General features: G+C 73.9%; 8 protein-coding genes and 2 pseudogenes. 5 read left to right on the top strand and 5 right to left on the bottom strand.

The window, feature by feature from the left end:
* Positions 1-422: 422 nt before the first annotated feature.
* The gene (locus ACF09E_RS13080) at positions 423-2,471 is read left to right on the top strand and encodes an RICIN domain-containing protein (RefSeq protein WP_392205249.1); all 2,049 of its coding nucleotides are present in this window, start codon (positions 423-425) and stop codon (positions 2,469-2,471) included.
* 128 nt (positions 2,472-2,599) lie between these two features.
* The gene (locus tag ACF09E_RS13085; protein ID WP_392205250.1) at positions 2,600-3,277 is read left to right on the top strand and encodes a hypothetical protein; all 678 of its coding nucleotides are present in this window, start codon (positions 2,600-2,602) and stop codon (positions 3,275-3,277) included.
* Positions 3,278-3,301: 24 nt separating this feature from the next.
* Here ACF09E_RS13085 and ACF09E_RS13090 read toward each other — a convergent pair whose 3' ends face one another.
* On the bottom strand, positions 3,302-3,907 hold the full coding sequence (locus tag ACF09E_RS13090) for a hypothetical protein (RefSeq protein WP_392205251.1): 606 nt from the start codon (positions 3,905-3,907) through the stop codon (positions 3,302-3,304).
* Between the two features lie 393 nt (positions 3,908-4,300).
* Between ACF09E_RS13090 and ACF09E_RS13095 the strand changes: the two genes are divergently transcribed.
* On the top strand, positions 4,301-5,902 hold the full coding sequence (locus tag ACF09E_RS13095; protein ID WP_392205252.1) for an FAD-dependent oxidoreductase: 1,602 nt from the start codon (positions 4,301-4,303) through the stop codon (positions 5,900-5,902).
* Positions 5,903-6,174: 272 nt separating this feature from the next.
* Positions 6,175-7,098, top strand: a complete 924-nt coding sequence (locus ACF09E_RS13100; protein WP_392205253.1) for a serine hydrolase — start codon at positions 6,175-6,177, stop codon at positions 7,096-7,098.
* Positions 7,099-7,200: 102 nt separating this feature from the next.
* On the opposite strand, the pseudogene ACF09E_RS13105 reads toward ACF09E_RS13100, so the two are convergent.
* From ACF09E_RS13105 to ACF09E_RS13120, 4 genes and pseudogenes are all read right to left on the bottom strand, one after another.
* Positions 7,201-8,301 (bottom strand): annotated as a pseudogene (locus ACF09E_RS13105) (SpoIIE family protein phosphatase); the annotation flags it as partial.
* A gap of 222 nt (positions 8,302-8,523) precedes the next feature.
* A pseudogene (locus ACF09E_RS13110) lies at positions 8,524-9,234 on the bottom strand (ATP-binding cassette domain-containing protein); the annotation flags it as partial.
* Between the two features lie 36 nt (positions 9,235-9,270).
* The gene (locus ACF09E_RS13115; protein ID WP_392205254.1) at positions 9,271-9,825 is read right to left on the bottom strand and encodes a hypothetical protein; all 555 of its coding nucleotides are present in this window, start codon (positions 9,823-9,825) and stop codon (positions 9,271-9,273) included.
* Between the two features lie 236 nt (positions 9,826-10,061).
* Positions 10,062-11,987: a serine hydrolase domain-containing protein gene (locus tag ACF09E_RS13120; protein ID WP_392205255.1), complete on the bottom strand. Its 1,926-nt coding sequence runs from the start codon at positions 11,985-11,987 to the stop codon at positions 10,062-10,064.
* A 250-nt stretch (positions 11,988-12,237) separates the two neighbouring features.
* Here ACF09E_RS13120 and ACF09E_RS13125 point away from each other — a divergent pair, with 250 nt between their 5' ends.
* Positions 12,238-14,007, top strand: a complete 1,770-nt coding sequence (locus tag ACF09E_RS13125) for a sensor histidine kinase (RefSeq protein WP_392205256.1) — start codon at positions 12,238-12,240, stop codon at positions 14,005-14,007.
* Positions 14,008-14,016 lie beyond the last annotated feature (9 nt).

The raw sequence follows: 14,016 nt of genomic DNA on the forward strand, positions 1-14,016 counted from the left end.
CGCCCAGAGGGCCGCACGACAGTACAGCGGGCGGCGCTCACGGGTGGTGATCGGAGGGATTCGCGAGGTGAGGAATTAGATGAATCCTTCACTGAATTCACGTCAATAACTGTGGACCATTATTTCAATCACATAACGACGCCACCGAAAAGGCCTGGACCAAGTCGTCGCGACATCCCCAACTAGCCCTGTTTGCATAGACATTGATTGTTCATCAGATACGGCACCGTAGGTAACGGAATGGATTCTTTGAACGCTCTCCCCTTTGTCCGAATTCTTCACCGGCGGGTTCTGACAGGCTTCCGCGCACCCAGTCTTCCGACCAGAGAGTTGAGGTGTGCATGCCTAGACATAGGAAGCCTAAGGAGCGTGGGACCCGCGAGGCGAGGCCCCGCAGACCCTTCCTGGGCCTCACTGCCGCGATGGCCCTCGCAGCGGTGATGGCCGGAGGGATCGTCTACGAGACGGGTCGCGCGGAACCGGACGGAACTCCCCTCGCCCGCCTGGACGCCCCCGTCGTCACCGACATCGCCGTCCCCGCCGCCGCGCCGGCCAGGAGCACGGAGCCCGAGCCGATGCCGAAGAAGCCGGCCAACCAGCCGGCGCGGGGCATGGTGTACGACGGCCTCAAGGCGGCCCCCAAGGGCGACCGCTGCGCCGGCGTGTACGCGACCGCCACCGGTCTGTGCACCCACGGCCCCGACGCGCCGCCCAAGGGCGTCGACATCAAGAAGGACACCCCGCCCGCGGTCAAGTCGGTGGCACCCGCGGCCGATCCGGCGAAGCCGGCCTCGCCGCAGCCCGCGCCCCGCAAGAGCCAGGGCCCCTCTCAGGACGCACCCGCCGTCGACGCCCGGGCCCCGCAGGGTTCGGCCGCTTCCCCGAGCCCGTCCACGGCCGCCGCTCCGGCCGCCACCGGGGGCACCACGACCCCCGCCGCGGGCCCCGCCGGACAGACCGTCCAGTGCGACGGCGACGGCAGCACCGGCAACCGGGTCCAGGTCGTGTACGTCCACGGCCCGGGACGCGACCGGTACTCCGAGTACCTCGCCTCCTTCCGCAAGTGGGCCGCCGACGCCGACCTCATCTACTCGGCCAGCGCCGAGGAGACCGGCGGCGTCCGCCACATCCGGTACGTGACGGCCGCCGACTGCACGCCGACCGTCCTCAACATCGAACTGCCCGACTCGGCCATGGCGGAGTTCAGCGCCACCAACCGCGCGCTCGCCGCCAAGGGGCTCGACCGCCGCGACCGCAAGTACATGATCTTCGCCGAGGCGCAGGTCTACTGCGGCATCGGCACCTTCGCCGGCGACGAGCGGCCCGGACAGTCCAACCTGAGCAACTTCGGCCCCTCGTACGGGCGTACGGACAGCGGCTGCTGGGGCGGGCACACCGCCGCCCACGAACTCGGGCACAACCTGGGCGCGGTCAACAACAGCGCGCCCAACACCAGCAAGGGCGCCCACTGCACGGACGAGTGGGACGTGATGTGCTACTCGGACAGCCCGTACTACCCGAAGATGCGCGACGTCTGCACCAACCGGGCGTCCGAGAACATCCTCGACTGCAACCACGACGACTACTTCCACACCAGCCCCCGGCCCGGCAGCTACCTCGCCACGCACTGGAACATCGCCGACAACCAGTTCCTCATGCGGGCCAGGGGCGGCGGCACCGGCCCGGACCCCACCCCGAGCCCCACGCCCAGCCCCACCCGCACCACCACACCCACGGCCACGCCGACGCCCACACCCACGCCGACCGGGCCCAGGCCGGGCACCGGGCCGGACGTGACCGCCGGTCAGATCCAGGCTGACTCCGTCGTGGTGAGCTGGCAGCGGGTCACCGGCGCCTCCTGGTACCAGGTCCTCCTCGACGGCCGGCACCTGACCTGGGTCCAGGGCACCGCGTTGCGGATCTACAACCTGCGTCCGGGCACGTCCCACACCGTCGCCGTCTCCGTCCGCGACGGCCAGGGCCGTGACAGCGGGCCGGGCCGGGCGACGACCTTCCGCACGGCCGGGGCCGGCGGCACCACCACGCCCGGCACCCGCTATCTGCTCTCCAACGGCAGCACCGGGCTCAGCGCCCAGCTGTGGGGCGGCCGCAGCGCCGACGGCACCGTCCTGGTCGCGGCCCAGAGCAACGGGTACGAACCGCAGCAGTGGTATTTCGACGACGCGGGTAGCGGACTCGTACGCGTCCGGTCGGCCGCCTCGGCCAAGTGCCTGCAGCCCGGCGGAACACCCGCCCCCGGCATGTGGGTGGCCCAGCAGCCCTGCGCCGCGGGCTCCTCGGCCCAGCAGTGGCGGATGACGGTCGCGAACGGCGCGGTCACCCTCACCGACCGCAGCGGCTCCTACGCCCTCACCGTCAGCAACCGCCCGTACTACGGGGCCTGGCTGCTCGACCTCCAGCGCGTGGACGGACGGGCGGCGCAGACCTGGACGGCCCGCCGAGCGGGCTGACCCCGCCCACCGGCCGCCTCCGCGCCGCACCTCGGGCGGGCCGCCGCACGGCGGCCCGCCCTCGCCGGCCCGGCGCCTCGTCGGCCCCTTCCTCGCCCCCTCTCTCCCTCTCGGACCGGAGCACCGCCATGCACACCGCCACCCGACCCGCGCTCGTCCTCACCGCAGCACTCGCCCTGGGCCTCGGCCTGCCCCAGCCCGCCGCCGCGCACGGCGACAACCTGGAAGTGGTCATCACCGGTCACCGCGACGGCCATGTCCTGACCGAGGTGACCTGGGAGAACGACGGCGACCCCGTGGACGAGCGGGTCGCCGCGCTGGTCAGCGCCGTCAGTGCGGACGGCAGCCGTACGGTCGGCCCCTGGAAGCTCGTCCGCGGTGCCCGGCCGGTCGACTGGACCACCACCGAGGCGCTGCCGGCCGGCACCTGGACGGTCACGGTCGCAGCCGGCCACCCCGGACTCGGTCACGCCGAGCGGCGGCTGACGGTGACCGCCGCACACGCCACGCCCGCCCCCTCGACGTCTCCCCCGTCGGCGTCTCCCACGTCGGCGCCCGCCCCTTCCACGAGCCGCGGCCCTCGCGGCGCCGGGGCGGCCGCACCCGCACGGTCGGCTGCCGGTCCGCAGCGGTCCTCGCCGACTCCGGAGGCCTCCCGCTCCCCGTCGGAGTCGCACACCGCCGCCGATGCCCAGGACGAGGGGACCTGGGGTCCCTGGCTGACCACCATCGGGCTCGCGGTCGCCTCACTCGCCGGAGCCGCCGCCGGGATCTGGATCCGCCGCAGGCGGGGCGGACGCCGCTGAGGACGCCCGGCGGTCATCGCACGGTCAGCGGTAGTCGTCGGGGTGGCCCTGCATCCAGGTGTTGATCTTGTCCCGGGTGCCGAGGAGGAGGGGCTGGTGCTTCTTCAGGTTCTCGAAGGAACGGTCGCCCCCGAGCTCCTCGTCGAGCTTCGCGATGTGCTGGATGGGCTCGGGGAAGTGGCCGGGACCCTTCGGGTCCGCCTTCATGGCCCGGTTCAGCCGGTGCAGTTCGTCGTAGACGCGCCCGAGGAAGTACGCGCAGTTGCTCGGGGTGCACGAGTCGTTCAGGGTCGCCTGGAGGCCCGCGAAGGCGTCGCGCACCAGCGAGACGGGCTCGGACTCCGTCGGCGAGGGAGTGGCCTCCCCGGTCTCGGGCACGTCCGTGCCTCCGCCCTCGCTCGGCGCCGGGGTGGGAGTCGCCCCCTGGGTGGCGGCGGCACTCGGGGTCGCGGAGACACCGGAACCCGCTGCCGCTCCGTCGTCCTTCGGGTCGGAGGCGCCGCAGGACACGCTCAGCGCGCCGAGCAGGAGGACCGCCACGGCCAGCCCTCGCGCTCTCCGCATCCGCACGGAAGCGGGCGCGGACGGGACCGCCGGTGCGGCGCTGGACGCGGACCTGCTCGTGAACATGGAACTCCCCCGTGATCGTCGAATCAGCCGACCATACACACCCCGACGTCCCGACGTGCGAGGGATGAGCCCCCGGCCCCGACCCTCAACCCCCGGCCCGGGGCCCCCGGCCCCTGACCCCTGACGACGAGAGCCGGGTGGGGGGCGAGCGGATCGCCCGGGCCGACGTGCCGGGGTACAGCCACAGCCTCCCCGTCGCCTTCTCCCGGGCCACGAGGTCGGCCCGCCGGTCGCCGTTCGTGTCGCCGAACCCGGCCGCCCGCCCGCCTTCCGCCCCGGACGGACGCCCCCGCCCCCCCTCCTCATGGGACCACCCCCTTGACATCGTCACCCGCGTTGTGGCTGTTCAGGGCGCTGTGGGAGGCTTTTTGACACTCCGTCATAGTGGGTTGCATGGACTATGACGTAGTGGTGGCCGGCGGCGGGCCGGTGGGGTTGATGGTGGCGTGCGAGCTTCGGCTCGGAGGGGCTAGGGTGGTCGTTCTGGAGCGCCGGACCGAGGTGGATCCGACGATCAAGGGCGGGGCGATCACCACGCCCGGCGCCGAGGTGCTGTACCGGCGGGGCATGCTCCCTGAGCTGGCGGCGATACAGCAGCAGTCGATGGACCGCTTCCACGCGTTCATGCGGGAGCGGAACGGTGGGGACGGCGACGGGTCCGCGGCCGGTCGAGGACTCGGGTTCGTCGGGCACTTCGCCGGGATCATGCTGCGCGCCGACCTGGTCGACCGCACCGAGCCGGGACTCGGTGACGCCGGGCCCGCCGCCGACGTCGCTCTCGTGGCGCAGCAGGACATCGAGCGGCTCCTCGCCGCTCGTGCGGACGAACTCGGCGTCGACGTGCGCCGGGGAGTGGAGGTGACCGGCTTCGACGCGGACGACGAGGGCGTCACCGTGCGGACGGGGCACGGGCCCGTCCGCGCCGGCTGGCTCGTGGGCTGCGACGGGGGCCGGAGCACGGTCCGCAAGGTGGCGGGGTTCGCGTTCCCCGGAACGGACCCGGAGATCACCTGCCACCAGGCGATCGTGGAGATGAGCGGCGCCGAGGACCTGACCGTCGGCTGGGCGGCGACCGACACCGGCGTGTACGCGTACGGGCCGATGCCGGGGCGCGTCGTCACCGTGGAGTTCGACGGCCCTCCGTCCGACCGGAACGCGCCGGTCACCGCCGCGGACCTCCAGGCACGGCTGCGCCGCGTCTCCGGGGTGGACGTCACGATCTCCGAGGTGCGGACGGCGACCCGGTTCACCGACCACGCCCGCCAGGCCGCCGAGTACCGCAGGGGCCGGGTGCTGCTGGCGGGCGACGCGGCGCACGTGCACTCCGCGTTCGGCAGCCAGGGGCTGAGCCTGGGGCTCGGGGACGCGATGAACCTCGGCTGGAAGCTCGCCGCGGTGGTCGCCGGCCGGGCACCGGAGGGGTTGCTGGACTCGTACGCCTCCGAGCGGCATCCGGTCGGCGCGCGGATCCTGGACTGGACGCGGTCCCAGGTCGCGGCGATGCGGCCGGACCCCCAGTCCCGGGCCCTGCGCGCGATCGTCGCCGATCTGGCGGACACGGTCGCGGGCACGACGTACCTCACCGCGCAGCTCAACAGCGCCGGCGTCCGGTACGAACTGCCGGGCGAGCACCCGCTGACCGGCCGCAGCACTCCGGACCTGGAACTCGCCGACGGCACCCGCCTCGCGGACCACCTCCACGGCGGCCGGGCGGTCCTGCTCGACCTCGCGGAGGACGCGGAGGTCCGGGCCCTCGCCACCGGGTACGCCGACCGCGTCGACACCCTGACGGTCGGCTGCACGTTGCGCCCCGAGCTGGCCGCGGTCCTCGTCCGTCCGGACGGCTTCACCGCCTGGGCGGCCGACACCGGAGCCCGGGAGACGCAGTGGAGGGCGGGCCTGGCGGAAGCGCTGGAGCAGTGGTTCGGGGCGCCCGGCGAGCGGCCGAGGGAGCTCGCGGGCCGGGGGCAGGACGGACACCGCGCGGCCGGGTAGTGCTCGCGGACGAGGCCGTCCGTCGCAGGCGGCACGGGCGGGGAAGCACGGTTCCCGGTCTCGTCCACGGAGGTTGCGGATGCGCGGTTCGGCGCTTTCGGGCACGAGGGGGGAGGATGCCCGGTTCCGGGTCTCGTGCAGGAAGCCGGCCGCGGCGGCGGGCCTCGGTGAGGACGCCGGGTCCCCCGGGCTCGTACAACCATCCGGGCGCTCGCGAGTCAAAGACGGTGAGTGCGCCGTAAGCGCGTTCGTCTCGTCTCCAGGGGGACCCCATGAATCACCACATATCCCTGCGTGCCCGGGTGCTTCCGGCGGTGGCCGCCGCCGGAGTGCTCGTGCCCGTGGTCGCGGGCGCGGCACCCGCCGCGGCCGCCACCGCGCCGCAGGTCAGCTGTACGTCGGGCAAGGCGGGGCTCGCGGCCAAGCTGCAGAGGGACATCACCGCCGCGCTCGCCTCCCGCGGCGGCACGGTCGCCGTCGGACTGCGCGACCGCTCCACCAACACCACCTGCACCCTGCGCGCCACGACCTCCTACGACTCGGCCAGCGTCGTGAAGGTGACCGTCCTCGCCGCCTTGCTCTGGGACGCGAAGAAGACCGATCGGCGCCTGACCACGCGCGAGTCCGACCTCGCCACGGCGATGATCACCACGTCCGACAACGCGGCCACGAGCTCCCTGTGGAACCAGCTCGGCGTCTCCAAGGTGAAGGGCTTCCTGGCCGCTGCCGGCATGACGCGGACGGTGCCGGGGTCGGGCGGCTACTGGGGGCTCACGCAGATCAACGTGACGGACGAGCAGAAGCTGCTGTCGCTGATCACCGCCAGGAACAGCGTCCTGAGCGACGCCTCCCGTGACTACATCCTCAAGCTGATGGGGCGCGTGGTCAGCTCGCAGAAGTGGGGCACTCCCGCGGGTGCGCCCTCCACCGTGTCCGTACACGTCAAGAACGGCTGGCTGCAGCGCTCCACGCGCGGCTGGCGCGTCCACAGCGTCGGTGCGTTCAAGGGCGGCGGCCACGACTACACCATCACCGTGCTGACCGACGGCAACGGCACGATGAGCCAGGGCGTGAACACGATCCAGGCGGTGTCGAAGGTGATCCACCGGGACCTGATCCCGACGTCGGAGGCCTCGGCCCGCTACAGCCCGCCCATCCAGGTCAAGGAGGCGTACGTCCCGGTGCCCAGGGGCTGACGCCGGACCGGTCCTGAGCCCCGCCCCGGGGCAGACCAGACAGCCCGGTCCCGGGCGGAGGAGCCGTGACCGACACGGCGACGACTCCAGGAGACGCGCCGGTCAGGGCAGTTGCTGCTCCGCCCAGATGATCTTCCCGTTCCCGGTGTACCGCGTGCCCCACCGCTGGGCGATCTGTCCCACGAGGAAGAGGCCCCGGCCGCCCTCGTCGGTGTCCGCGGCCAGTCGCAGCCGCGGCGAGGTGCTGCTCGCGTCGGCGACCTCGCAGATCAGCGTCCCCGCGTACACCAGTCGCACCCCGATCGGGGTGCCGCCGTACCGGATGGCGTTCGTGACCAGTTCGCTGAGGATCAGCTCCGTGCCCAGGACCAGGTCCTCCAGGCCCCAGCGGCGCAGCTGGGCGGTGGCCGCCGCCCGGCTGACGGCCACCGCCGAGGGGTCCGGCGGAACGTTCCACTCGGCGATCCGGTCACCAGGCAGGGCGCGGGTCCGCGCGACGAGCAGGGCGATGTCGTCGGCCGAGTCCGCCGGCAGCATCGCCCGGAGTACGGCCTGGCAGGTCTGTTCGGGATTGTGCCCGGAGCGCGACAGCGCGGTACGCAGCCGGTCCAGGCCCTCGTCGATGTCCCGGGTCCGCGACTCCACCAGCCCGTCGGTGTAGAGCACGAGCCGGCTGCCTTCGGGAACGTCGAACTCGATGGTGTCGAAGGGCAGTCCGCGCAGCCCGAGGGGCGGTCCGACAGGCGTGTCGGGGATGTCGGGGGTGCCGTCGGGGCTCACCACGATGGCGGGCATGTGTCCGGCCCGGGCCAGCTGGCAGCGGCAGGTGACGGGGTCGTAGATCGCGTAGAGGCAGGTCGCGCCGACGACGGCGTCCTCGCGGCCGCCGGCAGTCTGCTCGTCGTCGATGCGGGCGACGACCTCGTCGAGGTGGGTGAGGAGTTCGTCGGGCGGCAGGTCGAGCATGGCGAGGTTGTGCACCGCGGTCCGCAGTCGCCCCATGGTCGCGGCGGCGTGCAGCCCGTGCCCGACGACGTCACCGACCACGAGCGCGACCCGGGCGCCGGACAGCGGGATCACGTCGAACCAGTCCCCGCCCACACCCTCGTGCGCCGGGAGGTAGCGGTGGGCCGCCTCGACCGCGTCCTGCGCCGGCAGCCCGCGCGGCAGCAGGCTCTGCTGGAGGGTCACGGCGAGGGGGTGGCCGCCGCTGATGGCGGCCGCGAGCTGCTCCTGACTGGTGTACCGGGCCTCGAACTCGCCGCCGTTGCGGCCCAGTCGGAGAACGGCGATGCGATCGGCGACGGCCTGGACGTCGTCGAGGTTGTGGCTGACCATGATCACGGCGTGTCCCTGGTCCCGGAGCCGACGGATCAGGTCGAGCATGCGCGAGGTCTGCTCCACGGTGAGCGTGGCGGTCGGCTCGTCCAGGACGACCAGTTCGGGCCGGCCCAGCAGCGCCCGGGCGATGGCGACCGTCTGCCGCTGCCCCAGGCTGAGCGCCTTCACGGGGGTCCGGATGCCGGGGAGGCTGATGGCGAGCCGTTCGAAGAGCGCGAGGGACCGTTTCTCCATCTCGATCTGCCGCAGCACCCCGAACCGGCGCAGTTCGCGCCCCAGGTACAGATTGGCGACCACGTCCAGGCGGTCGACGAGCGTCGGGTCCTGGTAGACCGTGGCGATGCCGAGCCGTCGGGCGTCGGCGGGACGGCGCAGCTCGACGGGGGCACCCCGCCACTCGATGGTCCCGCCGTCCGGCGGGACGACTCCGGAGACGGCCTTGACCAGGGTGCTCTTGCCGGCTCCGCTGTCTCCGACCAGGCCGAGCACCTGGCCCCGGTCCACGTCGAGGTCGACGGAGTCGAGGGCGACGACCCCGCCGAAGTGCTTGGTGATCCCGCGCAGGGACAGCAGCGGCCCCCTGGGCACTGGCCCACCTCCACCCTGTCGGCGTCTCGTCGGATCAGGCGGCTCCCGCGCCGGTCGCCGTCGGCGACTGCTGCCGCGCTCGGACGGCACCCGGTCGCCGGTCGCGGCTGCCCGCTCCGGGAACCTTCGCCAGGGTTGTCCAACCCGGTCCCGGCTCCGTGAACCGCACGGACGGGACACGCGGGAACGCCCCGTTCGGCGGCACACCCCCGGCCGGCGGGAGCGTCCCGGTCGGGCCGGCCGTCAGTGCGACGGGCGCGGCTGCGGGCGGGTCGTCCCCGGGAGGCAGCGGACCGCCGGGTTGTACGTCGTGAACTGGCCCTGGGGGTTCTTCTTCCACAGCCAGAGGTGCAGGGCGTAGTGGACGGGCTGCCCGGGGAAGTTGCCCCGGTTGGGGCCCTTGAAGGGCATCCCGAACATGCTCGGCCGGTCGTCGTCCGTCTTCGGGTCCTGGTCGCGGTCGTACACCATCCACTGCACGGCGACGAGTCGCTTGCCGCCCTTGCCGTCGTCCTCGTAGAAGAGGGCGGTGGGCTTCGCGGGGTCGGTCGAGTTGTCGTAGGCGTGGTTGAAGTGGGGGTATCCCAGCGCGCCCGTGCCGTTGGCCCGGTCGAGGACGCAGTACTGGTCGGGTCTGTATCCGGCCCGTACCCCGTTCTCGTGCTGCTGGTAGGGGGCGGTGGCCCGGTACGTGACCGCCTTGGCCGCGGCCGCGCCGCCGGGTTCGGGGGCGGCGACGGCGGGCGTCACGGCGAGCGCGGTGGCGCCGGCCAGGATCAGGGCGAGCGTGCGGGCCATGTGCGGACTCCTCGACGGCGACGGGGCTCGGATGCCCCTCAGCCCTTCCCCTCCGGGCCCCGCCCGTCCCAGGGACGGTCCGGACGGAGGACACCCGGCCGGGCGAGCGGGACCGGCCCGGTCGCGGGACGGGCGTCACGGGGGGTCGTGTGCGTCACCGCCGGGTCCGCGGTGTGTCCGCGCGGGCGAGGGCGTCCGCTCGGGGTGCGCGCACCGACGTCCACGGAACGGCGGCCTTACCCGGAGATCCAGGTCAGCGGGGGCGTCACCAGGTGGTACAGCAGGACCATGCTCGCCAGGGTGAGGCATCCCAGTGCGGTGAGCGTGAAGAGGGCGCGGGCCGTCCGGCTCCACCAGCCGCGCTGCCAGGCCGTCACCGCCCCGGCCGCGACCCCGAGGGGGGTCACCACCAGGGCCGTGCCGAGGCCCGTGACCGCGGTCAGCATCGGGGACCCCAGAGGCACCGCCTCCATCATGGCGTTGGCGTCCGCGACGACCGCCGCGAGCGAGGCGGCGAAGGCCACGGCGAGCAGCCCGGTCACCGCCGCCGCGGCGCGCGCGGCCCGTGCCCCTGCCGGATGCGGACTCCGTGGGCGGAGTCGCCGTACGGCGGCGGTGGCCGGATACGCGATCGCGCCGAGGGCGGCGACGGCCAGGCCGGAGCCGAGCAGGGCCGTGTGCAGGGCCGGGGACTGGCGCCAGGTCAGTTTCTCGTACGCCGTCGCCGGTGTCGCGGAGGAGACGAGGAGACCGTCGCCGGTGAAGGCGAGGGTGGCGCCGGTGTCGCCGCGCTCCCGGAAGAGTCCCTCGCCCAGGGCGATCCAGCGCTGTTCGCCCTGAGCGGGGTCGACGGACAGACCGGTGGTGCGCAGCCCCGTGTCCCCGTCCTTGTCGACGGTGACCGCTCCGACCAGACCCTCCACGGCCATGAGGCTGCTCCGGCTGACGCGGGCGGCGCGGTAGCTGCCGGTGTACGTGGCGAGGGCGGGGTCGGCCGACGGGCGGGGCCCCTCGGGCGTCGCGGGGCGGGGCGGGACCAGGTGGTCGACGATCCGGTCGATCAGGTGCCTGCCGTCCAGGGCGGCGCGTCCGTCGGTGCCGTCGCCGTTGAACACGACGAAGACCCCCAGGTCGTGTGCGGGCAGGAGCAGCAGGGTGGAGTGGAAGCCGGGGATGTCGCCGTCCTTGAACCAGCCGGTCCGCCCGCCGCTCCGCCATTCCTCGTAGCCGTAGCCGAGTCCGGGGAGGCGGGGGTCCTGCCGGTAGTGGACCTGCTGCATCAGGCGGTTGGCCGGCGAGTCGGCGATGAGCTGGTCGGTGAGCCAGCGGCCCATGTCGCCGGCGGTGCTGACGGCCCCCGGACCGGCCGGGCTCCAGGCGCCGTACTGGCCCTTCGCCTCGGTCCAGCCGGAGGCCCCGTCGGGCCGGTAGCCGCGTGCCAGGTCCCGGGCGATCCGCGGGGGCTGTGGCTGGGCGAAGGTCGAGTGGGTCATGCCGAGCGGACGGAGGATCCGCGTCTCGACGTAGGCCGGGAAGTCCTGACCGGCGACGTCGGCGACGAGTTGTCCGGCGAGGGCGTAGCCGTAGTTGTCGTACGCGGCGATCTGTCCGGGGGCGCGGACTCTCGGCGGTCGGCGGCTGGTCAGGCCCTCGGCGAGCGGCTCCACGTCCTCGGCGGAGGCCTTGTTGCGGCCCACGAGGTCGCTGTCGAAGCCCGCGGTGTGGGTGAGCAGGTGGTCGAGGGTGACGGGGCTCCCGGGGTGGGTGTCGGGGACGGCGGCCTCGCGGAGGTGGTCGCCGATGTCTGCCGTGGGGTCGATCGCGCCCGCGGCGACGAGCCGGGAGGCGGACTGGGCGGTGAAGAGCTTGGCGAGGGAGCCGAGGAAGAAGCCGGTGCGCTCGGCGTCGACGGGTGCGCGGGTGCGGACGTCGGCGACTCCGTATCCCTTGGTGAGGACCGGCTTGCCGCCGGAGACGACGGTCACGGCCGCGCCGGGGATGCGGTCGTCCTTCAGGTATCCGGTGACGGCGGTGTCGACCAGGGATTCCAGGGCGGGGGGTGCGGCGGCGTGGGTGTCGGCGGCGCCGCTGAGGAGGGCGGTGGTGCTGATCGTGAGCGTGGCGGCGAGGGTGGCGAGGGCTCGTATCGGCTGGGTGCGCATGGGTCGACGATCTCGCCGCGGTGCGGGTCCGCGGCAGTGCGAGGCACACCGGACGATGTGTGTTTCACATGGGTGGGGGTGGGGCGGGCCGGGGGCGGTCGGCTGCTACTAGCGTGGTGGCGTGATCAGGCGGGGGAACACGGCGGCATCGGGGCGGAGAGCCGGGGCAGGGCGGGGAGCCGGGGATCGGGGGTTGCGGGGTCGGGGCGAGGACGGGTCTGGCGAGTCCTCCCGGGGGCCGGTGGCCGTGGTGTCGGTGATCCTCGTGGTCGTGCTGTTCGGCTTCTCCGTGGAGCCCGGCCGCCTTCTGCCGGGTCCGGCCGCCGTGCTGATGCTGCTGGTCCAGTTGATCACCTGTCTGCCCTGGGCGCGCCGGCTGCGCGGCGCGTGGACGCTGTCCGCTCAGCTCGTGCTGGCTCCGTGGGCGGGGCTGCCCGGATTCCTGGCGGCGTCCGTGCTCCTCGCCGTCGAACGCCCGGTCCGATGGCCTCTGTTCGCCGTGGTCGTGCTGGCGGCCGGACCGCTCGCGCCCGGAGACGGCGGTGTCTTCTCGGTGCTCAACGGCATCGGCAACGCCTTCGCCCATGGTCTGGTCGTCTACGCGCTGAGCCGCCTCACTGACCTGTACGCCGAACTGCACGCCACGCGCGGAAGCCTGGCCGCCACCCGGGTGGCCGACGAGCGCAGCCGGAACGAGCGGCAGTGGGAGGAGGCGGTCGGCTCGGCCCTGGTCGCGGTCGTCGACCTCGCGGGGCGGGGACGGGAGGCCGCGCGAGAGCTGGCGGCGGTGGCGCGGGCGGCGGCGGAGCGCGTACGGGCGGCTCCACCGGCGCAGGCGGCGGACGTCGCGGACACCTCGCGGGTGATGACGCCCCGGCTCGCGTGGCCGATCGTGATCGCCACCCATGTCGAGTACCTGGTCGTGGGTGCGGCGTTCCTCCTCGGCGAGGGCATGCCGGGGATGCGCGGCGCGCTGTACGCGACGGCGCTCACCGCGGTGGTCGCCCTCCAGGCGTACCACTCGCTGCCCCGCCCGCCCGGTGTCCGGCCCCGGTACGCGCCGTGGACGCTCGGCACGCAGGTCCTTCTGGCGCTGGGCGTTCTGGCCCTGCCGGACGGCCCCTATCCTCAGCTGACGGCCTTCGCCGTGGCGTCCACGCTGATCGTCCTGCCGGCGCGGACCGGACTGCCGGCCGCGGCGGCGCTCACCGCGGCGACGGCGGGCGCCGTGCTCGCGCGGACGGACGGGCCGGGAGTCCACGGGACCGCCGTCCTCCTCCTGGACGTCGTGGTGATCGCCCTGGTCTTCTACGGCCTGGCCTTGCTCACCGGCCTGGTCCACCAGGTCCGGGAGGCCCGCGAGGCACTGGCCTCGCTGGCCGTGGCCCGGGAGCGACGACGGATCGCGCGGGACGTCCACGACCTGCTCGGACACGGGCTGTCCGCGATCGCGCTGAAGGGCGAGCTCGCCGCCCGCGACCCCGACGCGCTGCGGGCGGCGGGCCATCTCGCCGACGCGGCGCGGCTGGCCCGCAGGGCGCTGGCCGACCTGCGGGCGATCCCCGGACAAGCGGTGGCGCTGAGCCTGGACGGCGAGTTGGCCTCCGTCCGGGGCGTCCTGTCCGCCGCCGGTGCGACGGTGCGGGTGCGGGGCGACGCGAGGGGCCTCGACCCCGCCATGGAGGGCCTGTTCGCCACGGCGCTCCGGGAGGCCGCGGCCAACGTCCTTCGGCACGGTGCCGCGGGCTGCTCGTGCACGATCGAGGTCGGGCCGGGGCTGCTGCGGGTGACCGACCGGGCCGACCAGGTGTCCGCCCCCGTGTCCGCTCCGGCGGCCGTACCGGCTCCGGGCGGCGCCCCGGGCGCTTCGGAGGTCCTCGGCGGCAACGGCATCGCGAACCTGCGTGACCGGGCGGCCCTGCTCGGCGTGGAGGTGGAGTCCGGCCCGACCTCGGACGGCCGCGGGTACGCGCTGACCCTGCGCGCACGGGTCTCGCCGGTCCCCACCGCGGGAGGATGAGTACGGCGC

Origin of the sequence: Streptomyces sp. NPDC014891 (assembly GCF_043081085.1) — a bacterium.
Classification (GTDB): Bacteria; Actinomycetota; Actinomycetes; order Streptomycetales; family Streptomycetaceae; genus Streptomyces.

Excerpts from the sequence above, each read along its gene's own strand:
- ACF09E_RS13100 (WP_392205253.1), top strand. The coding sequence starts at position 6,175 with ATGAATCACCACATATCCCTGCGTGCCCGGGTGCTTCCGGCGGTGGCC.
- ACF09E_RS13090 (WP_392205251.1), bottom strand. The coding sequence starts at position 3,907 with ATGTTCACGAGCAGGTCCGCGTCCAGCGCCGCACCGGCGGTCCCGTCC.
- ACF09E_RS13115 (WP_392205254.1), bottom strand. The coding sequence starts at position 9,825 with ATGGCCCGCACGCTCGCCCTGATCCTGGCCGGCGCCACCGCGCTCGCC.
- ACF09E_RS13095 (WP_392205252.1), top strand. The coding sequence starts at position 4,301 with ATGGACTATGACGTAGTGGTGGCCGGCGGCGGGCCGGTGGGGTTGATG.
- ACF09E_RS13120 (WP_392205255.1), bottom strand. The coding sequence starts at position 11,987 with ATGCGCACCCAGCCGATACGAGCCCTCGCCACCCTCGCCGCCACGCTC.
- ACF09E_RS13085 (WP_392205250.1), top strand. The coding sequence starts at position 2,600 with ATGCACACCGCCACCCGACCCGCGCTCGTCCTCACCGCAGCACTCGCC.
- ACF09E_RS13080 (WP_392205249.1), top strand. The coding sequence starts at position 423 with ATGGCCCTCGCAGCGGTGATGGCCGGAGGGATCGTCTACGAGACGGGT.